The following is a 26,331-nucleotide window of genomic DNA, read 5'->3' on the forward strand; positions in this document are numbered from 1 at the left end:
GACGAAGGGGCAGATTGAGGCTGTGACCTTTATTTACGCCTGTTCCAGCTGTTTTTTCAACTGTTGGAATACCAGCGAAAAGCGCTCCGGCCAGTTATCGTCACCGAGTTGGCCGTTGCGCAGGTTCTGTTCCAGCTGTTCAGCGAGCTGCCGCAGGGTTTCGGCACCGATGTTGGCAGCGGCGCCCTTGATGCTGTGGGCCTGCCGGCTGGCCGCGGTCAGATCGCCACTGGCCAGCAGCTGTTGCAGCCGATCCAGCTGGATGGGCATGTCGGTCAGAAAAACCTCCAGCACGGTGCCAACCAGTTCGGTGTCGAACAGCAGCCGTTCGTACAGTGCCGCGCGGTTCCAGAGGCTCGGCGGGCTGTTGCCGTTTACCCCTGGAGCGTCAACCGTGCCGCTGTCCTCGGACGTGGTTGCAGGTGGCGGGCTGGCGTTGAAGCGGCGGCTGTCGAGCCAGCGGCTGAGGGTTTGGCGCAGGGTCGGCAGGGTGATGGGTTTGGCCAGGTAGTCGCTCATGCCGGCTTGCAGGCAGCGTTCACGGTCGCCGCTCATGGCCTGGGCGGTCAGGGCGATGATGACAATGTCGCGCCAGGGCTGGTCGGACTGGCGGATGCGGCGGGTGGTCTGATAACCGTCGAGTACCGGCATCTGGCAGTCCATCAGCACCAGATCGTAGGCTGACTGCCGCAGGGCCGTCAGGGCCTGCTGGCCGTTGCTGACGGCGTCGGTCTGCAGGCCAAGCTTGTGCAGCAGGCTCAGGGCGACACGCTGGTTGACGGCGTTGTCTTCCACCAGCAGGATGCGGGCCGGGCCCTGGGGCGCGGGGTGGAGAGCTGAAGCGCCGGCGTTTTGGGCTGGCGTCTTGTCCGCCGCTGGGCCGACGGCAGCGCCAGACTGCGCGCTTGCCAGCGGCAGACGCAACCAGAACTCCGAGCCTACGCCTTCTTCACTGGTAAAACCGATGGTGCCACCCATCTGCTCTGCCAGTTGACGGCAGATAGCCAGCCCCAGGCCGCTGCCACCGTGGGTGCGGGTGATGGAGGCGTCGGCCTGATAGAAGCGTTCGAACAGACGGGCCTGGTTGGCGATGGCGATGCCGATGCCGGTGTCGCGCACCCGCACCTGCAGCAGCACCCGGTTTTCCGCCTCGGGGGTCAGCTCGGCTTCGAGACGAACACTGCCGGCGGTGGTGAACTTGATGGCGTTGCCGGCCAGGTTGAGCAGAATCTGGCGCAGCCGGCCCGGGTCGCCCTGCAGCCAGCGGCCCGCCGTGGCGCCGGTTAAACGACAGTGCCACTGCAGACCTTTGGCCACGGCCAGCGGCTTGAGGCTGGCGTCGAGGTCGGTCAGCAGCGCGGCGGGATCGAAGTCGATCTGTTCCAATTCCAGCCGGCCGGCTTCGATGCGCGACAGATCGAGCAGATCGTTGATCAGTTCGAGCAGGGCCTCGGCATTGCTCTGTACCGCCTCGGCCCAGGAGCGTTGCTCGGCCGCCAGGGGGGCGTCAAGCAGCAGACTGGTCATGCCCAGCACGGCGTTGAGCGGTGTGCGGATTTCATGGCTGATGTTGGTGAGAAAGACGCTCTTGGCCTGATTGGCCTGCTCAGCCGCCTGGCGGGCCTTTTCCAGCTCTTTTTCGGCCTGTTTGCGTTCGCTGATGTCGCGACAGGTGCTGTAGATCAGCTTCTGCCCCTGCCACAGACAGAGATTGGCACAGACCTCCACATCGATGATGCGGCCATCCTTGCGGCAATGGCGGGTTTCAAACAGGACACCGTTTTCATCAAGGGTCTGGATGGTCTGCTCGATGTCCTGCCGACTGAACTGAACTTCCCAATCCCAGATATGCAGATTGGCCAACTCCTGCGGCGAATAACCGAGCAGGGCGGCAAAGCTGGGGTTGGCCTCGAAGACTCGGCCGTGCGAATCGGTTATGACGATGCCGTCACGCGATTGCTCGAAGATCAACCGCCGCCGGCTGGCCTCCTGTTCCCGTTCGCTGGCCACCTGGCGGATGCCGGCGGTCTGCTGTTCCAGCTGGCGGCGCAGGCGCTGGTTCCACAGCAGCACGCCGAGGGTGGCGCCGGCCAGCAGCAGCAACCCGCTGGACAGCAAGGGCAACCACGGCCTGTCGCTGTGCGTCGGGTTGCCCAGTGGAATGCCCAGCCACTTGCGCTCGATGGCCTTGATCATGCCGCTGTGGCGGGCGTGGTCCAGGCCTTTGGCCAGTATCCCCGCCACAACCGTTTGATCCCGCCGGCTGGCCATGCAGTTGCGACCGACATAGAGCGGCTCGCCCACCTTCTTGGCCTGGGCCGCGAGTCCCTTGCTGTAGAGGTGATAGAGCACAATCTGTTCATCACCGATCAGGGCATCGGCTTGGCCGGCCAGCACCGCATCGGCGGCTTCGGCAAAGGTTGTCAGCGGCAACCAGTCAAAGGCGATCGTGCGCTCGCGCAAAAATTCCAGGGCATAGTCGCCGCGCTGAATGGCCAGCCGTTTGCCGGTCAGGTCATCCAGCCCGCTGATGTCGGGCCGGTCGTGGCGGACGAAGATGAAGGCTGGTACCGGCAAAATGGGTTTGCTGAAGGTGAAATGGCGACTGCGGGCGGGGCTGTGGAACAGGCTGGTGATGACATGAGCCCGGCCGTCGAGCACGGCCTGCTGCGCCGCGTCGAACGGCAGGGCGATAAAGCGTGCCTGAATGCCCAGTTCTGTCGTCATCCAGCGGGCCAGCTCGATACAGATGCCATCGAGGCTGCCATCCTTCTGGCGGAACTCGAAGGGCGGATAGTGCTCCTGGCTGACAAATACCAATGGGCCGTGCTGCGCCAGCCAGCGGCGTTCGCTGTCGCTGAGTTGCGGCGGCCGCCATGCGGGATCAAAGCCCGAAACACCGGCATAAAGCAGCACCAGCGCGAGCGCGAGCGGGGCGATGACGCGTTTGAACAGCGCGGCCAAGGGCATGGCATCTCCGGCAGGAGGAAAGGAGCGGGCCGACAGTTTGCCGGTACAGCGTTTCAACCGAAGCGAGACTGGCGCATCGCTGGCCGAAAGGGGACGAGGCAGATATGCTTTTATTCTGGCGAAATTAGCACGGCTGAGGGTGGAGCGTAAACCGCTTTTCCCCGCTGTAACGGCGCGTTCAGGTGGCTGTGGGGTTGTTGCCAACCGGTGTGAAGGCGCGGACGGCTTTTCGTTTGACGAAACTTCGCCATCTTTGCTAAGGTCGCCGGGTTATTCGTCCGGGCGGACGGATTTATTTTCTAAGATTACGATATTGCAGGTTTTTTCAGAAAAGGAAGCTGCCGTGGCGAACAGGATTATCATCGACGAGGCCTTGTGCAAGGGCTGTGGTCTCTGTACCCTGGCCTGCCCGCTGAAACTGATTGAAATGAGCACCGAACTTAATCGTCACGGTTTTCTGCCGGCGGTGATTTCGGCCGAGAATCTGGCGCGGTGCAGCGGCTGTGCCCTGTGTGCCCAGATGTGCCCCGATGTGGCGATTACGGTCTTTCGCGGCTGCTGACCGCCATCGGGCAGGAGGAAAACGACCATGAGCAAGCGATTGTTTGTCAAGGGCAACGAGGCGGTGGCCATGGGTGCCCTGGCGGCTGGCTGCCGCTACTATTTTGGCTACCCCATCACGCCCCAGAGCGATATTCCCGAATATCTGTCGCGTGAATTGCCGCCGCTCGGTGGTGAGTTCATTCAGGCCGAAAGTGAAATCGCTTCCATCAACATGCTGCTGGGCGCCAGTGCCTGCGGCGCCCGCGCCATGACCTCGTCGTCGAGTCCGGGCATCTCCCTTAAGCAGGAGGGTCTGTCATACATGGCGGGCAGCGAATGTCCGGGCCTGATCGTCAATATCAGCCGCTCGGGGCCGGGCCTTGGCGGTATCGATGCCTCCCAGGCTGACTACTTTCAGGCCACCAAGGGTGGCGGCCATGGTGGTTACCACCTGATTGTGCTGGCACCGGCCTCGGTGCAGGAGATGTACGATCTGGCATTGCTGGCTTTTGATCTGTCCGACCGTTACCGCGTGCCGGCGATGATTCTGGCTGACGCGGTTATTGGCCAGATGAAGGAGGCGCTGGTGCCGCATCCCTATGTGGCACCGGCGGATCTGCCGGCCAAGGACTGGGCCCTGACCGGGCCGGGCCGGGCCGGCGAACAGAAGATTGTCAAGTCCCTCTATCTTGGTGATGGCGAACTGGAGGCGCATAACAACCGCCTGCATGCCAAATATGCCCGGATGCAGGAATGCGAGACACGTTTCGAGGCCATTGAACTGGACGATGCCGAGCTGGTGGTGACGGCCTACGGCAGCACGGCGCGCATTGCCCACACGGCGGTGCGGCTGGCGCGGCAGCAGGGCATCCGGGTGGGGCTGCTGCGGCCCATTACCCTGTTTCCGTTCCCGACGGCCGCCTATCGCCAGTACGGCACCGGCCGCAAACTGCTCTGTTTTGAACTGAACAATGGCCAGATGGTCGAGGATGTGCGGCTGGCCGTGCCGGGCAGCGAGGTGGTTTTCTATGGCCGACCGCCGGGGGCGGGTTCGCTGCCGACACCGGAGGAGTTCTTGCAACAGATTGTGGCCCTGGCGGGAGGACGCTGATGACTGAACAGCAGATGAAACAGGTGTTTGCGCGCCCGGCATCGCTCAAGCCGGTGCCGACCCATTTCTGTCCCGGTTGCCAGCATGGCACCATCCACCGCTTGGTGGCCGAGGCCCTTGATCATTTTGGCATTGCCGACCAGACCATTGGGGTGGCTTCCGTTGGCTGCAGCGTGTTTCTGTACGGTTATTTCAATATCGACGTGATCGAGGCGCCCCATGGCCGCGCGCCGGCGGTGGCGACCGGCGCCAAACGGGTACACCCCGGCCGGCCGGTGTTCACCTATCAGGGTGACGGCGATCTGGCCGCCATCGGCACCAGCGAGATCATCCATAGCGCCAATCGCGGCGAGCTGTTGACGGTGATCTTTGTCAACAACACCACCTATGGCATGACCGGCGGCCAGATGGCGCCGACCACCCTGCCGCAGCAGACCACCAGCACCTCGCCGCGTGGCCGCAATGTGGCCAAGGACGGCTATCCGATCCGCATGACCGAACTGCTCAGCGGGCTGGAAGGGGTTGCCTATGCCGCGCGGGTGGCGGTCAACAGTCCCAAGCATGTGCTGCAGGCCGGCAAGGTCATTCGCCAGGCGTTCAAAACCCAGCTCGACGGCAAGGGGTTCGCCTTTGTCGAGGTGCTGTCGACCTGCCCGACCAACTGGGGCATGGATCCGCTGGCGGCCAACGCGCGGGTGGCCGAGGAAATGATTCCCTATTTTCCGCTGGGCGTCTTCAAAGACGTGACGGCCTGAGGCGCGGGGGTATGACGATGAATCACGATGTGTATATGGCCGGTTTTGGTGGACAGGGAATTCTGCTGATCGGCAATCTGCTGGCCTACGCCTGTATTCTTGAGGGCAACAACGCCTCTTATTTTCCCGCCTACGGGGTCGAAAAGCGCGGTGGTGCCGCCACCTGCACCGTGGTGATGGCCGATGGCGCTGTGGGTTCACCGGTGGTGGGCCAGCCCGAGGCGGCGCTGTTGCTCAATGAACTGTCGATGGAGAAGTATTACGACCGGGTGCGTCCCGGCGGCGCCGCTTTTCTCAACAGTTCCCTGATCAGCGACCCGCGCCGGCGGGCCGAGATCACCACCGTGGCCCTGCCGGCCAACGAGATGGCCCTGCAACTGGGTAACGCCCGGCTGGTCAACATGGTCATGCTTGGCGCCTATATCGCCCACAGTCCGGTGGTGTCCTGGCAGGCGTTGCACGAAGCCCTGACCTATGTGCTGCCCGAGCGCAATCACCGTTTTCTGCCACTGAACCATCAGGCCTTGCAGGCCGGTGCCGACGCCTGCCGCCAGGCTCTGGGGGCTTAAGCCGACGGCATGGGCACACCGCAGGTTGAATTCATCCGGCTGCAGAAACCGGAGAAGGCGCGTTATCTGTGCCAGCTGGCCGAGGAACTGCTGCAGCAGCGCCAGCGGGTGCTGATGCTGGTGGAGGACGATGAACAGGCCCTGGCTCTTGACCGTTTTTTGTGGACCTGGAACAAGGGCTCTTTTCTGCCGCATGCCTGGGACAATGGCGCGGTAGAATGTCACGACGAACCCATCTGTATCTGCAGTCAGCCACGTAATGGCAACGGTGCCCGCGTGTTGCTGGCGGCGGCACCGGCGCCGCTGGCGTTCAGCCGCACCTTCAGCCGGGTGATCGACTTTGCCGAAACCTATGATCCTCAACGGCTGCAGGCGGCGCGTGAGCGCTTTGCCCGGTGGCGGGAGTTGGGCTGTGCCCCCCGTATGCGTGAATGAGGGTGGGCCGGCCAGCCGCATCCGCGTTGATGGTCGGCTGCGGCTGGAACAGGAGGCCGCAGTGGGCGCCAGCGGCTGTGAGGCGTTGCGGCGCTGGCAGGCGCGTTGTGGTGAAATCCTGACGGTGACCGACGCCGATCAGCGCTGCTATCGCGCCCGCCTGATCTGCTGGCAGCAGGACGAGGCCCGACTGGTGCCCTTTGAATTGCTGGCCGAACCGGAATCGCCTGTGGATATCTGGGTTTATCAGGCGCTGCCGGAAAAAGAGCGCTTTGAATGGATTTTGCAGAAGCTCACCGAAATCGGCGTGCAGCGCGTGGTGCCCTTTGTCAGTGCCCGCTCGACCACGCTGGCGCAGCGTGACGCGCCACAGCCCAAATCGCATCGCTGGCCGGAGGTCGTCCGACGGGCGGCGCGCCAGTGCCGGCGGGCACAGTTGCCGCAGCTGACCGCAGTGGTGGACTGGCCGACGCTGTTGGCCGATCTGGCGCTGGCCGATGTCAAGTTGCTGCTGGCTGAAAAGGGGCCACGCTGGAGCCTGGCCGAGGGTCTGGGGCGCCAGCGGCCGCAGCAGGTGGCTGTGATTGTCGGGCCGGAAGGTGGCTTTACCGATGAGGAAATCGCGGCGGCCCAGGCTGCCGGTGCCGTGCCGCTGATGCTGGGGCCGCGGCTGTTGCGCACCGAAACCGCCGCCCTGGTGGCGGCAGCTCTGGTGCAGGGACGGGTAGGGGACTATGTCTGATCTGGCGGGTCCGGTGGTGGCGCCGCTGCCGCTGGTGGTGGTGCTGGTCGAACCGCAGGGACCGCTCAACATCGGCTCGATTTGCCGGGCGATGGGCAATTTCGGTTTTCAGGATCTGCGTCTGGTGCGGCCGCAGACCGATCATCTGGGCGAGCAGGCACGCCTGATGGCGGTCAAGGCGGCGCCGCTGCTGGAGCGGGCGCGCGTCTGCACCAGTCTGGCCGAGGCGCTGGCCGATTGTCATTATGCCATTGGCACCACGCGTCGTTTTGGCCGCTATCGCGAGGATTTCATTCACCCGCGGGATGCGGCCGGCCAGCTGGTCGAGCTGGGTGCGGTGGCGCCGGTAGCGCTGGTGTTCGGCCGCGAGGATCGCGGGCTGCTGACCGAGGAACTCGATCTGTGTCAGCGCCTGCTGACCATTCCGACCCGCGATGCCCTGCCATCGATGAATCTGGCTCAGGCGGTGTCTCTTTGTCTCTATGAGGTGTCCTGTGCCCAGCACGCGGCCGCTGCTGCCCCGGCCGGTGGTCGCAAGCTGGCTGGCAGTGACCAGGTCGAGGCCATGTTTGACCACATGCGCCGCAGTCTGCTGGCCATCGGCTATCTCGATCCGCAGAACCCCGATCATATCCTGCGGGGCTATCGCCGGATGCTGGGCCGCAGTGGCCTGTCGCCGCGTGATGTGCGCATTTTGCAGGGCCTGTGGAGCAAGCTGGATTGGCTGGCCGGCCAGGCCGGTCTGGCACCGGCCGACACGGAGGAGAACAATACATGATGCCTGCGCAAGCGGAAATGCCCGGTGCCCCGGCCTCGCGCCCGACAAAGCCGCTGTTGGTGACGCAACAGCTGGAGAACGGTCTGCAACTGGAGTTCGAGGACCTCAGCAACCGTTACTACGGTGATTATCACCGGGTCTGTATCTCGATCTACTGTCGGCTGGCCGAAGACGGCTACCAGGAGCGTTACCTGTTTACCAGCCTGGAGAAGATGGCCGTGGCCGGGGGGGAGCTGGCTGCGGTCAAGCAGCAGCTGATGGAGCAGTTTGACCAGCGTCAGCGGTCCTATCTGGCCCGGCCGGATTTCCCACGTCGTTTTCTGACCGCTCGCCGACTGGCCGGCGCCCGGCGCGGTTACTGACGGATGACGATGGCGTCCGACTGTCCGGCCGAGCAGCTGGTCGAGATCCGCAGTCTGGCCCAGGGGGGCCACGGGGTGGCGACCAGTGCTGATGGCCGCACCCTGTTCGTGCCGGGAACGGTGCCGGGCGATCGCCTGCGCTGCCGGATTACCGAGGTTCGGCGCCGCTATCTGCGCGGTCAGCTGGTCGAACTGGTGCAATCTGGCCCCGAACGGATTGTGCCGCAGTGCCGTCATTTCGGTGATTGTGGTGGCTGCGACTGGCAAATGCTGGCTTATGCCGACCAGTGCCGTTACAAACAGCAGTTGTTGCAGCAGACCTGCGCCCACCGGCTGGGCGCGGCGGTGGCCGAGTGCCTTGAACCGTTGCTGGCCAGCGAAACGGCCTTTGGCTACCGTAGTCGCGCCCAGCTCAAGGCCCATGCTGCCGGTGGCGCCTTTGCCCTGGGGTTTTACCGGCGCGGCAGCCACTTTGTGGTCGATGTCCAGGACTGCCCCCTGCTGGCCGCGCCCTTGCGGGCGCTGTTGGCTCCCCTGCGGCAGCTGTTCGCCGGCACTTCCTATGCCGCCTGGGTGCCGCAGATCGATGTGGCGACCGACGATGCTGGTGCCATACGTCTGCTGGTTCATTATCGGGGTGAGGATCTGGCCGCTTTTTGCCGCTGGCTGCAGCCGCGCCTTGCGGCTCTGGCGGTTGCCGGACCTCTGGCGGTGCTGGTGCAGGCCGGTCGCAAGGCACGGATTCGCTTGCTGTGCGGCGAACCGCAGCTGCGCATCCGGGTGGATGAGCCGCCTTTGTGGCTGGCCTATGGACCCGGCGGATTCGCCCAGGTGCATCTGGCGCAGAACCGTGCCCTGGTGGCGCGGCTGCTTGACTGGGCGGCGGTTCAGCCCAGCGACCAGGTGCTCGATCTGTACTGCGGCATGGGCAATTTCACCCTGCCGCTGGCGCGGCGTGCCGCCCGGGTCACGGGCGTGGAGGACTATGCTCCGTCCATTGAAGCGGCGCGCGCCAATGCCCGTGAAACCGGCCTGGCGGCGCGTACCGTTTTCGAGGTGGCGGCCACGGCGGACTGTCTGTCCCGTCTGACCGCGGCGCCCGATCTGGTGGTGCTCGATCCGCCGCGTAGCGGCGCCTATGAGGCCGTCGCCGGGTTGGTGCGGTTGCGCCCGTCCCGTCTGGTGTATGTTTCCTGTGATCCGCAGACCCTGCTGCGCGATCTGGTGCCACTGTTGGGGCAGGGTTACGATCTGCTTCGGTTGGGGGCTCTCGATCTGTTTCCCCAGACTCACCACACCGAGGTGGTGGCGTTGCTGCAGGCCCGCGGCTAGGTGATTGAAGCCCGCTCTGACGGGTTCTGAGGGGCGGCCAGACGCTTTTATCCTTGCTTTTGGTGCTTCTCCGTGCTAGAAGATCAAGGTTAAATCTTTTCATGTGAATGAGAAGTGAGCCTGTCGCTCACTTTTTTTATTTGACGAGGCGGACAGACGGGCAATGCTGAAGGATCGCGCAACACTGTTGGAACGGGTGCGGCAACTGGCGCAGCCGGTGCTGGAACAAAACGGGCTGGAACTGGTCGACAGTGAACTGGTGCAGCAGGGCCGTTCCTGGTTTTTGCGACTGTTCATCGACAAGGCCGGTGGCGTGACGCTGGACGATTGCGCCGATTTCAGTCGCGAACTCGACACCCTGCTTGATGTTGAGGAGGTGCTGAGTGTGGCCTACCGGCTGGAGGTGTCGTCGCCGGGGCTCGATCGGCCGTTGAAGCGGCCACAGGATTTCGAACGGTTTCGCGGCGAGCCGGTGCGGCTGAAAACCCACCAGCTGCTTGATCCCGATGGGCGCGGTCATCAACGCAAGACTTTCAGCGGAATTCTGCTTGGTCTGGAGGATGGCTTGGTGCGGGTGCAGCAAACCGATCGCAAGGGCGGTGTTGTGGCCCTGCCGCTGGCCGATATCGAAAAGATTCACCTCGACCCGCAGTTTTGACGTTGTCGCATTCGCGGCAGCGCCGCAGTTTTCCGAACAACCCAAGAGTATGGACAAGCGCCGGCCTTTTAGCCGGACGCGATCGTTGCAGGGGCTGGTCAGATCCGGCCCTGCCGGACAGGAGAAAAACCCATGGTTGTCAATCTCAACCACGTCATTGATCAGGTCGTCAAGGACAAGGGCGTCGATCGCGCCGTCCTGGTCGAGGCCCTGGAGTCGGCGGTGTTGTCGGCCGCCAACAAAAAATACCGCAATACCCGAGATCTTGAAGCGCACTACAATAATGAGCGTGGTGAGGTCGAGCTGTTTGAATTTGTCACCGTGGTTGACGAGGTTCAGGATTCCTACAAGGAGATCGATCTGCAGGAGGCCCGCGAGATTGATCCCGAGGTGCAGGCTGGGGATTCTCTCGGTATGAAAATGGAGGATTCCGGCAACTTCAGCCGCATCGCGGCCCAGACGGCCAAACAGGTGATCATTCAGAAGGTGCGCGAAGCCGAGCGCGAGGGCATCTTTAACGAATTCAAGGATCGCGTCGGCGAGCTGGTCAATGGTATTGTGCGGCGCTACGAGCGCGGCGATCTGATTGTTGATCTCGGCCGGGCCGAAGCGCTGCTGCCGCATCGCGAGCAGGTGCCGCGCGAGAATTATCGTCAGAGCGACCGGGTGCGCGCCTATATTGCCGAGGTCCGTATGTCGCCCAAGGGGCCGCAGATTATTTTGTCGCGCACCCATCCCAATCTGGTGATTGAGCTGTTCCGCACCGAGGTGCCTGAGATTGCCGAGGGGATTGTTGATATCGTGTCCTGCTCGCGTGAGCCCGGCAGCCGTGCCAAGATTGCTGTGGTGTCTCATGACCCCGATGTTGATCCGGTGGGCGCCTGCGTTGGCATGCGCGGCGCGCGGGTGCAGAATGTGGTGTCCGAGCTGCGGGGCGAGAAGATCGATATCATTCCCTGGACACCGGATATGGCCCGTTTTGCCTGCGCCGCCCTGGCGCCGGCGGATGTCTCACGGGTTTATGTCGACAATGAGAATCAGGCCATGGAGATTATTGTGCCCGATGATCAGTTGTCCCTGGCTATTGGCAAGAAAGGCCAGAACGTGCGGTTGGCCGCACGGTTGATCGGCTGGAAGATCGATATCAAGAGTGAGTCCCGTGCCGCCGAGATTGAGCAGGAGGCCCTGCGCGCCACCGAGGAAGAAGTGGATGAGGTGGTCAGCGAGGATGCCACTGCGGCGGAGACTGATTCCGCGCCGCAGGACGAGCTGGCCGGGCCGGAGGATACGGAACCGCACAACGCCTGAGGTTGAATGTCACGTCCCCATGAAGACCCGGCCGGGCGCGGTCCCCGGCGAAGCTGTATCGCGTGTCGCCAGAGCCTGCCGCAGGGGCAGCTGATCCGGTTTGTTTGTGCGCCGGATGGTGCGTTGCTGGTCGATTATGGCCATCGCCTGCCTGGCCGGGGCGCCTATGTCTGTCTGAAGCCCGACTGTCTGCGCCAGGCGCTGCGGCGCAATGCCTTCAGCCGGGCGCTGCGTCAGCCCTGTCGTCAGCCCGATGAGGCCCAGTTGTTGGCGCAGTTGCAGCAAGCCTGCCGCCAGCGGATTCTGAATTTGCTGGGCATGGCGCGTAAGGCCGGTTTGCTCTGTGGCGGTCAGCAGGCCGTCAGTCAGTCCCTGCAGCGACCGCATGAGATTGCTCTGGTGCTGGTGGCGACGGACATGTCGGCTCCGCTGGCGGCGCGGTTACGACAGCGACTGGATCAGCTGGGGCTGCCGTACCAGACGCTGTTCGACCGGCAGCAGCTGGCCGAGGCGCTGGGTACGGCGCTGCGCAGCACGCTGGTGATAAAGAAAAGTTCACTTGCACAGACGCTGCAATTCGAGTTAGGACGCTACAGGGAAGTAATGGGGGAAGTCTGATGGCAAAAATACGTGTATACGAGTTGGCGCAACGCATGGGCCTGGAAAATAAAGAACTGATGGAACGCCTGCAGCAGATGGGTGTGGAAACGAAGAGTCATATGAGTGTTGTCGACGAAGATGCCGTCAAGGCTCTGCAGCCCCAGGAAGCCTCCTCCGAGGATAAGTCGCAGGTGGCCTTCGAGGAAGAGCGGATTGGTTCCGGCCTGATCCGGCGTCGCCGCAAGGCGGTCGAAATGTCCGAGGAGCCTGTGCCGGTTGAGGTTGTCACCGCGCCCCCGGCGCCCCGGCCGCCTCTTGCCGATGAAGCTGCGGCAGAGGTGTCTTCCCCGCCGACCGTCGCTCAGGTTCCGGCAGCTGCGGCCGAAGAGGTTGCGCCTGTTCCCGCTGCGGCGCCAGCGCCGCCGGCCGCTGTGCAGAAACCGGCACCGGCAACTGCGCCAGCCGAGGCTCCGGCCCGTAAGGCCGACGAGCGTCGGCCGGCCACGAGCGAGGCTGCACCGCGGCGCACCCCGACACGGTCGATGGCTACCATCGTTACCCCGGCAGATAAAAATACGCCGGCACCGAGCAAAAGTGGCGCGCGCATCCTCGGTCGGGTTGAGCTGCCTCAGGCGGCGCTGCGGGGCGAAGGTGGGCGTCCGGCCCGCCCTGCCTCAGGTCCGGCCCGTCCCGCCAGTGGCCAGGCTCGCCCGGCTGGTGGCGCGGCCCCTGCGGCCGGTCGCAGTGCCGGTCCCGGCTCCCGTCCAGCCCGCCCCGCTGCGGCACCTCGGCCCGGTCCGGCCCAGCCCGCCGCAATGGAAGCGCCCCTTGAGGATCGCGGCCGCGACCAGCGCGGTCGCAACAAGAAGAAAAAAGGCAAAGGCAGCGAGTATGGTTCGGCGGCGCCGCAGGATGCCGCCCGTCGTCGTCGCGACCGCATGGAGGTGTTCGAGCCGGATCATGGTGGCAAACTGCGGCGGGGCAAGAAAAGCCAGAAACTGTCGCGCCAGACGGAAATTACCGTCCCCAAGGCCATCAAGCGCAAGATCCGCATCAGCGATGTCATTACGGTTGGCGAACTGGCCAAGCGCATGGGTGTTAAGGCCAACGACCTGATCCGTGAGCTGATGCGCCAGGGCACCATGGTGACCATCAACCACCCCCTCGATTTTGAAACTGCGGCGATCCTGGCAGCGGATTTCAGCTACGAGGTCGAGAACGTGGCTTTTGACGAGGTCAGCGTGTTGGGCGATGACCAGATCGGTGGCGAGACCGAACAGGCCAGCGCCAACCAGGTCGAGCGCCCGCCGGTGGTGACCATCATGGGTCACGTTGACCATGGCAAGACCAGCCTGCTCGACGCCATTCGCAGCGCCAATATTGCCGAGGGGGAAGCCGGTGGCATTACCCAGCATATCGGTGCCTACGATGTGAGGATCAAGGATCGGACCATTTCGTTTCTCGATACCCCCGGTCACGAGGCCTTTACCGCCATGCGTTCGCGTGGTGCCCAGGTCACGGATATCGTCATTCTGGTGGTGGCGGCCGATGATGGTGTCATGCCGCAGACCAAGGAAGCCATCAGCCACGCCAAGGCGGCCGGCGTGCCGATGATCGTGGCTATCAACAAGATCGACAAGCCGGGTGCCAACCCCGACCGGATCAAGCAGGAACTGACTGAATTTCAGATGGTGCCGGAGGAGTGGGGTGGCGATACCATTTTCGTCGAGGTGTCGGCCAAAAAAAGGATCAATCTCGAGCAGCTGCTGGAAATGATTCTGCTGCAGGCCGAGGTGCTGGAACTGCGCGCCGATCCGGGCCGTCGTTGTCGCGGCACCATCGTCGAGGCGCGCCTCGACAAGGGCCGTGGTGCCGTGGCTACCGTGCTGGTACAGGATGGTACCTTGCACATTGGTGACGCCATCGTTGCCGGCCTGCACTATGGCCGTGTCCGCACCATGATCAATGACCGGGGTGAGCAGGTCAAGGAAGCCGGCCCGTCCATTCCGGTCGAGGTGACCGGTTTGCAGGGTGTACCCGAGGCGGGCGACAATCTGCATGCACTGGAGAACGAAAAACTGGCCAAGGAAGTGGCCCAGCACCGCCAGCAGAAGGCCCGCGAAGCCGAATTGGCCAAGAGCAGCCGCCTGTCCCTCGACCAGCTTTATGCCCGTATCAAGGAAGGCAATGTCGAGGAACTCAAGGTTATCGTTAAGGCTGATGTGCAGGGTTCGGTCGAGGCAGTCAAGGACGCGCTGGTCAAGCTGTCAACGGACAGATGCCGTTTGACCATCGTTCATACGGCGGTCGGCGGTATCACCGAGAGCGACGTGTCGCTGGCTTCGGCTTCCGATGCGATTATCACCGGTTTCAACGTCCGGCCCGAATCCAAGGCAGCGACGCTGGCGGAGAAGGAGGGCGTCGATATCCGTCTCTACAGCATCATCTACGACGCCGTGGCTGATATCAAGGATGCCATGGAAGGTCTGCTGGCGCCGACGCTGCGTGAAAAGCATCTCGGCCGGGTCGAGGTGCGGGAAACCTTCAACGTATCCAAGGTCGGTACCGTGGCGGGTTGCATGGTGCTCGATGGCAAGGTCACCCGCCATGCCCGGGTGCGGCTGGTGCGCGACAACATCGTGGTGTGGGAGGGTACCCTTAATTCGCTCAAGCGTTTCAAGGACGATGTGCGCGAAGTCAACACCGGCTATGAATGCGGTATTGGTCTGGAGCGTTACAACGACATCAAGGTGGGCGATATTATCGAGGCCTTCGAGATCGAGGAAACCAAAACGCAGCTGGGGGATAAAACATCGTGAGCAGCCAGCGGGCCCAACGGGTTGGCGATCTGATTCAGCAGGAAATTTCGCGCCTGTTGCTCAAAGAGGTGCGTGATCCGCGCGTCGCGTTTGTCACCATTACCGGTGTTGAACCGACCAATGATTTGCAACTGGCACGGGTTTATTACACCGTCATGTCGGACGATGCCGCGGCGCGTGATGCCTGTGGCGACGGCCTGCGCAGTGCCGTGCCCTTTTTGCGGCGTGAACTGGGGCGGGTGTTGCGGCTGCGGCGGGTGCCGGAACTGGAGTTTCGCTACGACAATTCCATAGCCTATGGCAGTCGTATCGAGGAATTACTCAAAGAGATTCATCGTCATGAACCCACTGAATGAAATTGCTGCAGCAATTCGCGCCAGCCAGACCGTGCTGATTGCCGCGCATGAGGGACCGGATGGTGATGCGATTGGTTCGACGCTGGCCCTGACCCTGGCGTTGCGGGAGATGGGTAAGCAGGCCGTTGCCTTCAACTGCGATGGTGTGCCGGACAAACTGGCCTTTCTGGCCGGTAGTGATGGCCTGGTGTGCCAGCTGCCAGCGCAGCAGCGGTTCGATCTGGGATTCGTACTCGATGCCGGCGAGCTGCGCCGGGTTCGGCATGACATGCGTGCCTGTTGTCAGGTGCTGGTCAATATCGACCATCACCCCTGCTCGGAGGATTTTGGCGATCATTACTGGGTCGATACCCAGGCCAGCGCTACGGCGGTGCTGATCTACCGTCTGCTGCGCAGCCTGAACCATTCGCTGTCGCAGCCGGTGGCGGAATGTCTCTACACGGCCATCCTGTCGGATACCGGCTCGTTCCGTTACAGCAGTGCCAATCCCGAAGCCTATACCGTTGCCGGTGAACTGGTGGCGGTCGGGGTCGATCCCTGGCGGGTAGCTGGTGGTCTTTATGAAAGCCAGGAGGCCCAGCGCCTGCGTCTGCTGGCTCTGGCCCTGGCCACGTTGCGGCTGTCGCGTTGTGGCCGGATCGCTGCCATCAGTGCCACGACCGACATGTTTGCCGAGGCTCAGGCTCGACCGGAGGATGCCGACAGTTTTGTCAATTACCCGCGCTCAATCCGTGGTGTCGAGGTGGCCCTGTTTTTCCGCCAGACAGCGGAGCAGTGTTACAAACTCAGTATGCGCTCAAAAGGGCTGATTGATGTTGGTAGCCTGTCGCGTGAACTGGGTGGCGGCGGCCATCACAATGCCGCAGGGGCTGAACTGACCGGGACGCTGCCACAGGTGCAGGAGTTTGTCTTTTCCCGTCTGGAGCCGCTGCTGGCGCAACCGGACGCATGAACGGCTTTCTGCTGCTCGACAAACCGGCAGGTCCCAGTTCCCACACCCTGGTGCAGGCGGTCCGGCGCCAATGCCGGATCCGGCGGATCGGTCATGCCGGGACCCTCGATCCGATGGCCAGTGGCCTGATGGTGTTGGCCCTCGGGCCGGCCACCCGGCTGATCGAATACCTGATGGCGCAGGACAAAACCTACGAGGCCAGTCTGCAACTCGGGGCCACCACCGATACCCAGGACAGCAGCGGTGTTTTGCTGCAGCAGCGCCCAGTGCCGGCGGATCTGACGCTGGAGCGGTTGCAGGCTCTGGCCGCGACCTTGGTGGGGGCAATCTCCCAGGTGCCGCCCATGTATTCGGCCCTGAAACGTGACGGGGTGCCACTCTATCGTTTGGCGCGCCGGGGCGAGGAGGTGGAGCGGCCGCCGCGTCAGGTGCGGATCGAATCATTTGAGGTGCTGGCGCTGGTCGGTGACCGCGTCGATATCCGGGTGCGTTGTTCCAAGGGAACCTACATTCGCACACTGTGTCATGATTTTGGTGAGCAACTTGGCTGTGGTGCCTGCATGAGTGCTTTGCGGCGCACCGCCAGCGGTGCTTTTTCCGTCGGTGATGCGGTGACCCTCGACCGTCTCGATCCGGCGCGGTTGCCTTTGCTGACGGCCCTGCAGGCCTTGGCTCACCTGCCCCGGTTCAGCTTGGTCCCTGCGGCCCAGCTTCGTCTGACCAATGGCGTTGCTCCGGCGCTGGCCGATCTGCAGCCGCAGGATGCGCTGCCGGCAGATGCCGGCCCTTGGCTGCTGACTGATCCGGCGGGGACGAAGCTGCTGGCGCTGGTCGAACCCGACCTGCCAGCTGAGTTGGACGGGACACCCGTTGAGCCCTCTTTGCGGCTGCTCAAGGTGTTTCCTGATGGCCTCTGACAGGGTGCCAACGGGCGGTTGCTGCTCGATTGGGGCGGGCTGCCGGCTTTCAAGGGGGCTCTTGCCCATGATGACGGAGACAGCCTGGCAGGTGCGGCCATCTTGCCGCCAGAGGTTTGCGTCGCCATGTTGGCCGTTGACTGAATGATCTTTACAGCGTCGCTTGTTCTGTGATAGGAATGAGCGATATTTTCACTGAAGTGCCCGGCGAAGCCGGATTTTTACGTTCGAAAGGAGATGCCACAAGTGCTGGCCACAGAAAAAAAACAGGACATCATCAAGGAATTTCAGTCAAAATCAGGCGATACCGGTTCGCCCGAGGTGCAGATCGCTCTGCTCACGGAACGGATTAATACCCTGACTGACCACTTCCGTACCCATACCAAGGATCATCATTCCCGCCGTGGCTTGCTGAAGATTGTTGGTCAGCGTCGCCGGTTGCTGGATTACCTCAAGAAAAAGGATGTCGAGCGTTATCGCGGTCTGATCGCTCGTCTCGGTATCCGCCGTTAAGTTGTGCCGCGGCAGTTCCGCTTGCAGCGGAACTGCCGCATTCGTTCGTGGGCTGAGGGAGGATGTCCGGAGTCAGCCGCCGACCGCTAGGGGTCGGCGGCTGACTCAGGCCAACCTCCTGGAGCCCTTTATTTTTTGGGAGTATTGATCTCCCGTTATGCCCAAGGGCAAAACCAGACAGGAGTATTTGCATGTTCGATTCCCACCACAGGGTAGAGGTTTCCTTCAACGGTCAACCGCTGACCATCGAAACGGGTAAAATGGCGCGCCAGGCCCATGGCGCCACCCTGGTGACCTATGGCGAAACCAAGATTCTCTGCACCGCTGTTTCCGCCTACACACAGCGGCCGGGGCAGGATTTCTTCCCTCTGACGGTCAACTATCAGGAAAAATTCTATGCCAGCGGCAAGATTCCCGGCTCGTTCTTCCGCCGCGAGCGCGGTTCAAGCGAGCGTGAAACCCTGATCTGCCGTCTTATTGACCGCCCCATGCGACCCCTGTTTCCCAAGGGTTACATGTTCGAAACCCAGATCATGCCGACGGTGGTTTCAGCCGACTGCGTCAACGATCCCGATACGTTGGCGATTGTCGCGGCCTCAGCTGCGGTCAGCGTATCCGATATTCCCTTCAGCGGTCCTATCGCGGCGGTTCGTGTCGGCCGGGTTGAAGGCGCTTTCGTTGCCAACCCGACGCTGGAGCAGCGCAAGGTCAGCGATGTCGAGATCGTGGTCGCCGGTTCGCGTGACGCGATCATGATGGTGGAAGGCGAGGCCGACCTGATCAGCGAGCAGGAGATGCTCGAAGCCGTGTTCTTTGGCCATCAGGCCCTGCAGCCGCTGATCGATCTGCAGCTGCAACTGCAGCAGCTGGTCGGTGTGACCAAGCGCCCGTTCAGCCTGCCCCAGAGCGATGCGGCGCTGGAGGAGCGTGTCACCGCGCGGGCCGAGGCCGGTGTGCGGGCGGCGGTGGCCATTCGCACCAAGACGGAGCGTTATGCCGCGCTGAAGGATAACCGCGAGCAGGTATTGCAGCAGCTGGCCGAGGAATTTCCCGAGCGGGGAGATGAGATTAGCGCTTTCATCGGTAAGATCGAGAAGCGGGTGGTGCGCCAGATGATTCTGCAAGACGGTGTGCGCATCGATGGTCGTGACATGACAACCGTTCGGCCGATCGACTGCGAAGTCGGTCTGCTGCCGCGTGCTCATGGCAGCGCCCTGTTTACCCGTGGCGAAACCCAGGCGCTGGTAACTGCCACTTTGGGAACCGCCACCGACGAGCAGCGCATGGACAACATTCAGGGCATGGAATTCAAAAAGTTCATGCTGCACTACAATTTTCCGCCGTTCTGTGTTGGTGAAACCAGCATGCGGCTGTTCCCTGGCCGGCGTGAAATTGGCCACGGCATGCTGGCTGAGCGCTCGGTGTCCAAGGTGCTGCCGTCATTTGATGAATTTCCTTATACAATTCGCGTGGTGTCGGACATTCTGGAGTCCAATGGCTCCTCCTCCATGGCATCGGTTTGCGGCGCTTCGCTGGCGCTGATGGATGCGGGGATTCCGATCAAGCAGCCGGTGGCCGGTATCGCCATGGGTCTGATCAAGGAGGGCGACGCCGTGGCGGTGTTGTCGGATATTCTGGGCGATGAGGACCATCTCGGTGACATGGATTTCAAGGTCACCGGTACCCGTGATGGTGTGGCCGCCCTGCAGATGGATATCAAGATTGGTGGTGTGACGCGCGACATCATGGAGCAGGCTCTGGCCCAGGCGCGTGCCGGCCGCATTCATATTCTCGGCTGCATGGAGCAGGCGCTGGCCCAACCGCGCGGCTACCTGTCGCCCTATGCGCCGCGCATTACCACGGTCTATGTCAAGCCTGACCAGGTTCGTACCGTCATCGGTTCCGGCGGCAAGACCGTCCGGGCGATTATCGAGGCTACCGGCTGCGCGATTGATATCGAGGACGATGGCCGCATCAACATCGCCTCATCCGACGAGTCTGCGGCGCTGGAAGCAGCCCGTATGATTCGCGAGCTGACCCAGGAAGCCGAGGTGGGCAAGTATTACGAAGGCACCGTCCGTAAGGTGATGGATTTCGGTGCTTTTGTTGAGATTTTTGCCGGCACCGATGGCCTGGTGCATGTCAGCGAGCTGGCCGAGGAACGGGTGCGCAACGTGACCGATGTGCTCAACGAAGGGGATCGCGTGCTGGTCAAGTGCATCGGCGTCGATCGCCAGGGCAAGATTAAACTGTCGCGCAAGGAGGCCTTGGGCAAATCCCTGGCCGATAACAATTAAACAAGGAACGGTTGTCGCGCAAAAGCGCCGCTGCGGCTGAAGCGGTGCTTTTGCGCTCACCTCTGGAGTCCCTGACATCTTCTGCTAAGATGTTCAGGGACTTTTTGTATCTGGCGTCGGTCGTCGGTCTGTTCCGCCGGCGGGTGTCGCGCTGCCCATGCCGGGGAGGCCGCCATGGTGGAAAAGACCGTTCTGTCCAACGGTATCCGTATTGTAACCCAACAGATTCCCCAGGCTCACTCGGTCAGTATCGGCTTGCTGATTGCTCGGGGGTCGCGCCATGAAGCGCCTGAGCAGATGGGCCTGTGTCATCTGACGGAGCATCTGCTGTTCAAGGGCAATGCCCGCCGCAGTGCGCTGCAACTGGCCAAGCAGGTGGATGCCCTCGGCGGTCCGCTCAATGGCTATACCGGCCGCGAATACAGTTGCCTGCATCTGCGTTTTCTGCCGGAAAAGCTCGTTGCGGCCCTCGACCTGCTGCTTGATCTGCTGCTGGAGGGGCACTTCACGGTCGAGCAGTTCGCCAGCGAACAGTCCGTGGTGCTGCAGGAGCTGCGTCAGCTGCAGGCCGATACGACGGAGTATCTCCACGATTTGTGCGCCCAGAACTGCTGGCAGGGCCATGCTCTGGGGCAGCCGGTGATGGGCAATGCTGCTTCCGTCAGCCGTCTGGGTTTTCACCAGGTGCGCGATTTTCTGCCGCACTACCGCGCCGGCTGTCAGGTGGTCAGTCTGGCGGGACCGATCTGCCATGAACGCGTTGTCGCCCTGCTGCGCGACGGTCTGGCAGCCTTGCCGGCCGCCGCCACCTTGCCCCAGACGCAACCACCGGCCCTGCAGGCCAGCTGTCAGCTGGCGCCTGGTGCTAACAGTTCGACCAGCTTCTGTCTGGCCTTTCCGGCCCTGCCGCAACGTCATCCGCAACGTTTTGCCAACATGCTGCTCAATGCCGTGCTGGGCGCCGGTATGAGTTCGCGTCTGTTTCAGCGCCTGCGCGAACGTGAGGGTTGGGCTTACAATGTCTACAGTTACCTGAACTGTTACGCCGATGCCGGCGCCCTGGTGATTCACGGTGAGACGGCACCACAGCACGGGGCAACGGCCCTGGCCGGGGTTGCCGAGGAGATCGATCAGCTGTGTCGCCAGGGCATTGCGCCGGACGAGTTGCAGGTGGCCAGTGATCAGCTGATCGGCCGCTTGCGTATGGCCCAGGACAGCTGTCACAGCCGCATGGAACGGCTGACCGCGAGTGAGTTTTACCACGGCCGTTTTATTGCGCCCTTCGAGGTGGCCGAATGCCTGCGTGCCGTGACCATTGACCAGTTGCAGGCGCTGGCCCGTTTTCTGTTCGACCCGGCCCAGGCCGTGCTCTGTCTGGGGGGAGAGGTTGACGCCGTCTGGCAAAGAGTGCAAGATATCCCCCTTTTGAGTCAGTGCCGCCAAGTCGGCTGACGTATACGGAAACGGGGTCCAGGGTCGCGCCAGTAGGGTTTGCGTCGGGCCGCGTGGTTTTCGTTGTCGCCCCGTCCTCCCCCTTGTTGCCGGAACGCCGCCATGTCTGAAATTCCCATCGCGTTGCAATTGCTGCATCCCCAGGCACATCCTCCCCGTTATATGACCGATCTGGCTGCCGGCATGGATCTGGCCGCCGTGCTCGACACGCCGTTGCAGTTGCTTCCTGGCGAGCGACAACTGGTACCGACGGGTATCGCCATTGCCCTGCCGCCGGGCTACGAAGCCCAGGTGCGGCCACGCAGTGGCTGGGCGTTGCGCGACGGAGTAACCCTGGTCAACAGTCCGGGTACCATCGATGCCGATTATCGCGGAGAAATCAAGGTGCTGCTCATCAATCACGGCGATGCGCCGGTAACCATCGTTTCCGGTGATCGCATTGCCCAACTGGTCGTGGCCCCGGTGGTCCGGGCCGACTGGCAACTCTGTACGCAGCTGCCGACATCGCAGCGTCAGGCCGGTGGCTTTGGCCATACGGGTCATTGTCAGACGGTTGGCCGCTGTGACTGACGCCCTGTTTTCCCGGAAGGATGTTTCCATGACCACCGAATCCGTCAGTCTGCAGGAGTTCCCCTGCGACTATCTGTTCAAGGCCTTTGGCCCCGCCACGGCCGAGGCCGCCTTTGCCGACCGGGTTCATGCGGCGGTCAACCGCGTGACCTGTGTCTCGCGCGATGCCCTGCGCCTGCGGCACAGTCGGCAGGGCAGCTATCTGTGTGTCTCAATCGTCGTTTATCTGCACAATGAACAACAGCGTCAGCGTATCTATCAGCACCTACGTGCCGTTGAGGGGTTGAAATATCTGTTATGATCCTGCACATCAATCCGGACAATCCGCAGGCCCGCCTGATTGATCAGGCGGTGGACTGCCTGAGAAACGGCGGCGTTATCGCCTATCCGACCGATACCATCTACGGCATCGGCTGCGCGATCTTCAATCGCAAGAGTATTCAGCGGATTTACCAGATCAAACAGCGCGATCCGCGCAAGCCGTTTTCCTTTATCTGCAGCGATCTTGCCGAGGTGGCCCGTTACGCCCGTGTCAGCAATCAGGCCTTCAAGATCATGAAGCGTCATTTGCCCGGGGCCTACACCTTTGTGCTCGATGCCACGCGCGAGGTGCCCGAACTGCTGGTGACGCGTCAGCGCACCGTTGGTGTACGCATTCCGGCCAATAACATCGCGCTCGAAATTGTCCGCCGCCTCGGCGAGCCACTGGTGACCACCAGCGCCAATCTGACGGGAGAGGCCACCTACCAGGACCCCAGCCTGATTCATGACGACTGGGGCAAGCAACTGGATCTGGTGATAGATGGGGGCCTGCTGCATGGCGAGCCGTCGACGGTCATCAGTCTGCGGCAGGATCAGATCGAGATTCTGCGGCAGGGTTGCGGCGCGACCGACTGGATTCATCAGCTACTGTAACCGCTTGCCGGCAAAACGTTTTTCAAAGATCTGACAGCGGCCGGCCCGCCGAGGAGAACAGCCCATGAAACAGATTACCCTGGTGTTCTACGACCGCGATTTTTGCGGTGAATGGCGTTACCCGCTGCCGGACGAGGCCCGACTGGCTGTCTTTTTTGCCGATCTCAACCGCGAGCTGGCCGGTTGTGATGTCTGTTTCGATTACTGCCACGAACCCAATGTGACCCTGCGGGTGCGGGGCTATGGTGATCTGCTCAACAGCATCCGCATCCGCAGTCCCCAGCAGGGTTTTGCCAGCCTTTGTCTGAGCCAGGCCCTGGGCCCCAGCCCGGCCACCGATCTGCTTGACGATATCCGCCGGGCGCTGCGGCGGGTGGCTTTTTCTCCTGAAAGCATCGCGCCCGAAGGGGGTGAGCAGCTGTGCCACAATTGCGGCTGTGGCTGTTGATCCGTTGCGCTGATCGGCCTTGCGATTTCTTACTAATATGGTTATAAAAACAGTCAGTCGCTGCCAGGTTGCGCTGGCTGTTGGCGCGGTTCATCCTTTTGCTGAACAGGTGCGTGCATGAATTATCCAGTCTGGTATCTGCCGGGCGTCGGTGGTGGTCTGCTGATGGCCATTATTGCCATCACTCATGTGTTTGTGTCCCATTTTGCGGTCGGTGGCGGTCTTTATCTGGTGTTGACCGAGCGTAAGGCACGGCGGGAAAATGATGCCCAGCTGCTTGAATTCATCAAGAAACACGCCAAGTTTTTCATGTTGGCCTCAATGGTTTACGGCGGCGTCACCGGTGTTGGCATCTGGTTCACCATCGGTCTGATTCAGCCCGATGCCACGTCTGACCTGATTCACACTTTCGTCTTCGGCTGGGCGGCGGAATGGGTCTGGTTTCTGGTCGAGATCGTTGCCCTGCTGATCTATTACTACTGTTTCGACCGTATGGACGAGCAGCGCCATCTGCTGGTGGGTTGGATCTATTTTCTTGCCGCCTGGATGAGCCTGTTCCTGATCAACGGGATCATCGGCTTCATGCTGACGCCCGGTGACTGGTTGGAAAACCGCAATTTCTGGTCGGCGTTTTTCAACCCCAGTTTCTGGCCATCCCTGCTGTTTCGCTGCGCCATGGCCACTCTGCTGGCCGGTGTGTTTGCGTTCTTTTCCACCGCCCTGATCAGCGCGGCCGGTTTCCGTCAGAAAATGACCCGTTACACCTCGCGCTGGTGCCTGCTATCGCTGCTGGTGGCGGGCCTGGCCGGCTTCTGGTATCTGCAGGTGCTGCCGGGCTCGGCCCAGCAGGTGCTGGCCATTTCACCGACCATTCAGCGCTCGGTGATCATCGGCGCCTTTGCCGTGCTGAGTCTGGCGGCCCTGGTGACCCTGTTCACCCTTTGGCGGCCGGCCTGGCACAACCTGACCGTGGCGTTGCTGGTGGCCTTGAGCAGTCTGCTGGTGATGGGGGCCTTCGAGTGGATTCGCGAGGCCGACCGCCGGCCCTTTGTCATCTATCAATGGCGCTATTCCAATGGTATCGCCGTCAGCGATGCTGAACGCCTTGACAGCGGTTTTCTGGCCCAGTGCCGTTACAGTCGCGAACGCGAGGTGCGCGAGGATAATCTCATGGCCGCTGGTGCCGAGTTGTTCCGTTTCCAGTGTTATGCCTGTCATACCCTCGGTGGCATCAACAACGACCTGCGGACGCGTACCGCCTCAGCCTCCTTTCCCGGCATGGTGAATTATCTGACCACCATGCATGAAAAACGGCCCTTCATGCCGCCGTTTATCGGCAATGAACTGGAACGCCAGGCGCTGGCGGCCTTTCTGGTCGGTGAACTGCACGGCAAGCCGGTCCAGCGCACCTCACAGGGTGAGGCGCACCCGGGCGAGACCCTGTTCGCTGCCAATAGCTGTGATATGTGTCACGAGGCTGAGCTGGTGTTTAACTGGGCCCAGGGAAAAAGTCTGGCCGAGGTTGATCAGGGACTGGCTACCCTCAGTCAGATTGACAGCAGCATGAAGGATTTTGCCGGCACCGAGGCCGAGCGCCAGGCTTTGGCCGAATACCTGCTTGATCCGCACCGCACGGCGGTGGCAGCCGCCGCTTTCAGCGGCCTGCAGGTGCTGGAGGAACACTGTGTTCTGTGTCATGACGCCCAGCTGACCCTCGACTGGGCGGTCACGCGCGATGCCGAAGCGATTCGCCATGGCCTGTTGCATCTCAGCCAGATCAACAGCAGCATGGAGGATTTCGCTGGCAGCGAGGCGGAACTTGATGCCCTGGTGCTCTTTCTGGCCGGCCAGGCCCACGGAGGTGTGCAATGAATCCCCTGGTTCCTTCGCCGGATTTGCTGCCGGTTTCGCGGGCCATGCTCGAAGCCTTGCTGCTGCTGACCTTTCCGCTGCATCTGCTGTTCATGAATGCGCTGCTGGCCAGCGTGCTGCTGGCGCTGTGGGGCCACTACCGCTCGGCAGAGCCGGCGGCCCAACGCCTGTCCTACCGGCTGGCCCAGTTGCTGCCGTTGCTGATAGCCTTTACCATCAATTTCGGGGTTCCGCCGCTGCTGTTCATTCAGGTACTCTACGGCAATTTCGTCTACGCCAGCTCAATTGTCATGGGGGTTGTCTGGCTCAGTGTCATTCCGCTGCTGCTGACCCTGTACTATGTCGCCTATGTCTACGATTTCAATTTCTGGCGCCTGGGGCGCAAGGCGGCCCTGCTTCTGGCCGCAGTCGGTCTGCTGGTGCTGGCGGTGGCCTTTGTCTTCAGCAACAACATGACCCTGATGCTCAAGCCCGAGCACTGGCGGGCCTATTTTGCCGCCGATGGCGGCTGGTTTCTCAATCTGGCCGAACCGACCCTGTGGCCGCGTTACCTGCATATGCTGATCGGTGCCAGCGGGGTTGGCGCCCTGCTGGCGGCCCTGCTGGTGGGGCTGTGGCGGCGGCAAGATCCCGCAGTGGCCGAGCTGGCGCGGCGCTGGGCGCTGCGGCTGTTTCTGGTGATCCTCGGTCTGCAGATCGTTGTCGGCAGCTGGTTTCTGCTTGCGCTGCCGGCCGATGTTCTGTTGTTGTTCCTGGGACGCAACAGCCTGGCCAGCCTGACCTTCGTGCTGGCGCTGGTGCTGGTGGCCCTGCTGCTGTACCTCAGCCTGCGCGAACGTTTTGGCCTGGTAGCTGCCGGCGCGGTGCTGCTGCTGTATCTGATGAGTTTTCTGCGGGCCTTTGTGCGTGAAGGCTATCTGGCGAAAACCTTTGTCGAACTGGTGGAGCAGAGTCCGCAGGATCTGACGCCGCTGCTTCTGTTCGTGGTGACCCTGGTCATCGGGGTCGCGCTGGTTGCCTGGATGGTGCGGGCGGCCCTAGCCTGTCGGGAGTGATC

At 62.3% G+C, this 26,331-nt stretch carries 26 protein-coding genes; 25 read left to right on the forward strand and 1 reads right to left on the reverse strand.

All coding sequences use genetic code 11. The features are described 5' to 3' along the window. Positions 1-33 precede the first annotated feature (33 nt). Positions 34-2,970: an ATP-binding protein gene (locus tag BLR80_RS07930; protein WP_092078349.1), complete on the reverse strand. Its 2,937-nt coding sequence runs from the start codon at positions 2,968-2,970 to the stop codon at positions 34-36. Between the two features lie 343 nt (positions 2,971-3,313). Between BLR80_RS07930 and BLR80_RS13235 the strand changes: the two genes are divergently transcribed. The 25 genes from BLR80_RS13235 (at position 3,314) to BLR80_RS08055 (ending at position 26,329) form a co-directional block, all read left to right on the forward strand. Further along, positions 3,314-3,532: a ferredoxin family protein gene (locus BLR80_RS13235; RefSeq protein WP_245691417.1), complete on the forward strand. Its 219-nt coding sequence runs from the start codon at positions 3,314-3,316 to the stop codon at positions 3,530-3,532. A gap of 27 nt (positions 3,533-3,559) precedes the next feature. Continuing rightward, a complete protein-coding gene (locus tag BLR80_RS07940; RefSeq protein WP_092078355.1) occupies positions 3,560-4,624 on the forward strand; it encodes a 3-methyl-2-oxobutanoate dehydrogenase subunit VorB in 1,065 nt (354 codons plus the stop codon). Between the two features lie 14 nt (positions 4,625-4,638). After that, on the forward strand, positions 4,639-5,379 hold the full coding sequence (locus BLR80_RS07945; protein ID WP_092078494.1) for a thiamine pyrophosphate-dependent enzyme: 741 nt from the start codon (positions 4,639-4,641) through the stop codon (positions 5,377-5,379). A gap of 17 nt (positions 5,380-5,396) precedes the next feature. After that, positions 5,397-5,948, forward strand: coding sequence for a 2-oxoacid:ferredoxin oxidoreductase subunit gamma family protein (locus BLR80_RS07950; protein WP_092078496.1), 552 nt, complete (start codon positions 5,397-5,399; stop codon positions 5,946-5,948). A 9-nt stretch (positions 5,949-5,957) separates the two neighbouring features. Next, on the forward strand, positions 5,958-6,383 hold the full coding sequence (locus tag BLR80_RS07955) for a DNA polymerase III subunit chi (RefSeq protein ID WP_092078358.1): 426 nt from the start codon (positions 5,958-5,960) through the stop codon (positions 6,381-6,383). Next, positions 6,361-7,125, forward strand: coding sequence for an RsmE family RNA methyltransferase (locus BLR80_RS07960; RefSeq protein WP_171906378.1), 765 nt, complete (start codon positions 6,361-6,363; stop codon positions 7,123-7,125). The genes BLR80_RS07955 and BLR80_RS07960 overlap by 23 nt, the downstream gene beginning before the upstream one ends. Further along, a complete protein-coding gene (locus BLR80_RS07965; protein WP_092078362.1) occupies positions 7,118-7,903 on the forward strand; it encodes an RNA methyltransferase in 786 nt (261 codons plus the stop codon). Before BLR80_RS07960 ends, BLR80_RS07965 begins: the two co-directional genes overlap by 8 nt. Further along, positions 7,900-8,265, forward strand: a complete 366-nt coding sequence (locus BLR80_RS07970; RefSeq protein WP_092078365.1) for a hypothetical protein — start codon at positions 7,900-7,902, stop codon at positions 8,263-8,265. Before BLR80_RS07965 ends, BLR80_RS07970 begins: the two co-directional genes overlap by 4 nt. A 9-nt stretch (positions 8,266-8,274) precedes the next feature. After that, on the forward strand, positions 8,275-9,597 hold the full coding sequence (locus BLR80_RS07975; protein ID WP_171906379.1) for a class I SAM-dependent RNA methyltransferase: 1,323 nt from the start codon (positions 8,275-8,277) through the stop codon (positions 9,595-9,597). Between the two features lie 163 nt (positions 9,598-9,760). Beyond that, on the forward strand, positions 9,761-10,255 hold the full coding sequence (locus BLR80_RS07980; protein ID WP_092078371.1) for a ribosome maturation factor RimP: 495 nt from the start codon (positions 9,761-9,763) through the stop codon (positions 10,253-10,255). A gap of 132 nt (positions 10,256-10,387) precedes the next feature. Then, positions 10,388-11,563, forward strand: coding sequence for a transcription termination factor NusA (gene nusA / locus BLR80_RS07985; RefSeq protein ID WP_092078373.1), 1,176 nt, complete (start codon positions 10,388-10,390; stop codon positions 11,561-11,563). 6 nt (positions 11,564-11,569) lie between these two features. Further along, positions 11,570-12,181, forward strand: a complete 612-nt coding sequence (locus BLR80_RS07990; protein ID WP_092078376.1) for a YlxR family protein — start codon at positions 11,570-11,572, stop codon at positions 12,179-12,181. Continuing rightward, positions 12,181-14,982, forward strand: coding sequence for a translation initiation factor IF-2 (infB, locus tag BLR80_RS07995; RefSeq protein ID WP_092078379.1), 2,802 nt, complete (start codon positions 12,181-12,183; stop codon positions 14,980-14,982). Before BLR80_RS07990 ends, infB begins: the two co-directional genes overlap by 1 nt. Next, on the forward strand, positions 14,979-15,338 hold the full coding sequence (gene rbfA / locus BLR80_RS08000; RefSeq protein WP_092078381.1) for a 30S ribosome-binding factor RbfA: 360 nt from the start codon (positions 14,979-14,981) through the stop codon (positions 15,336-15,338). The genes infB and rbfA overlap by 4 nt, the downstream gene beginning before the upstream one ends. Beyond that, the gene (locus BLR80_RS08005; protein WP_092078384.1) at positions 15,322-16,290 is read left to right on the forward strand and encodes a DHH family phosphoesterase; all 969 of its coding nucleotides are present in this window, start codon (positions 15,322-15,324) and stop codon (positions 16,288-16,290) included. The genes rbfA and BLR80_RS08005 overlap by 17 nt, the downstream gene beginning before the upstream one ends. Further along, entirely contained in the window at positions 16,287-17,207 is a 921-nt protein-coding gene (truB, locus tag BLR80_RS08010; RefSeq protein WP_092078387.1) for a tRNA pseudouridine(55) synthase TruB, read from the forward strand. Before BLR80_RS08005 ends, truB begins: the two co-directional genes overlap by 4 nt. Before the next feature lie 246 nt (positions 17,208-17,453). Continuing rightward, positions 17,454-17,720: a 30S ribosomal protein S15 gene (gene rpsO, locus BLR80_RS08015; protein ID WP_092078390.1), complete on the forward strand. Its 267-nt coding sequence runs from the start codon at positions 17,454-17,456 to the stop codon at positions 17,718-17,720. 191 nt (positions 17,721-17,911) lie between these two features. Further along, complete coding sequence (pnp, locus tag BLR80_RS08020; protein ID WP_092078392.1) at positions 17,912-20,017, forward strand: polyribonucleotide nucleotidyltransferase; 2,106 nt, start codon at positions 17,912-17,914, stop codon at positions 20,015-20,017. A 174-nt stretch (positions 20,018-20,191) separates the two neighbouring features. Beyond that, positions 20,192-21,469, forward strand: coding sequence for a M16 family metallopeptidase (locus tag BLR80_RS08025; protein ID WP_092078395.1), 1,278 nt, complete (start codon positions 20,192-20,194; stop codon positions 21,467-21,469). 102 nt (positions 21,470-21,571) lie between these two features. Then, entirely contained in the window at positions 21,572-22,039 is a 468-nt protein-coding gene (dut, locus tag BLR80_RS08030; protein WP_092078398.1) for a dUTP diphosphatase, read from the forward strand. Between the two features lie 28 nt (positions 22,040-22,067). Beyond that, a complete protein-coding gene (locus BLR80_RS08035) occupies positions 22,068-22,340 on the forward strand; it encodes a YbeD family protein (RefSeq protein ID WP_092078401.1) in 273 nt (90 codons plus the stop codon). Continuing rightward, entirely contained in the window at positions 22,337-22,954 is a 618-nt protein-coding gene (locus tag BLR80_RS08040) for an L-threonylcarbamoyladenylate synthase (RefSeq protein ID WP_092078403.1), read from the forward strand. The genes BLR80_RS08035 and BLR80_RS08040 overlap by 4 nt, the downstream gene beginning before the upstream one ends. Before the next feature lie 64 nt (positions 22,955-23,018). Continuing rightward, positions 23,019-23,402: a hypothetical protein gene (locus tag BLR80_RS08045; RefSeq protein WP_092078406.1), complete on the forward strand. Its 384-nt coding sequence runs from the start codon at positions 23,019-23,021 to the stop codon at positions 23,400-23,402. Between the two features lie 117 nt (positions 23,403-23,519). Beyond that, positions 23,520-25,274: a c-type cytochrome gene (locus tag BLR80_RS08050; RefSeq protein ID WP_092078409.1), complete on the forward strand. Its 1,755-nt coding sequence runs from the start codon at positions 23,520-23,522 to the stop codon at positions 25,272-25,274. Continuing rightward, on the forward strand, positions 25,271-26,329 hold the full coding sequence (locus BLR80_RS08055) for a hypothetical protein (protein ID WP_092078412.1): 1,059 nt from the start codon (positions 25,271-25,273) through the stop codon (positions 26,327-26,329). Before BLR80_RS08050 ends, BLR80_RS08055 begins: the two co-directional genes overlap by 4 nt. Positions 26,330-26,331 lie beyond the last annotated feature (2 nt).

This window comes from Desulfuromonas thiophila (assembly GCF_900101955.1).
GTDB classification, from domain to species: Bacteria; Desulfobacterota; Desulfuromonadia; order Desulfuromonadales; family Desulfuromonadaceae; genus Pseudodesulfuromonas; species Pseudodesulfuromonas thiophila.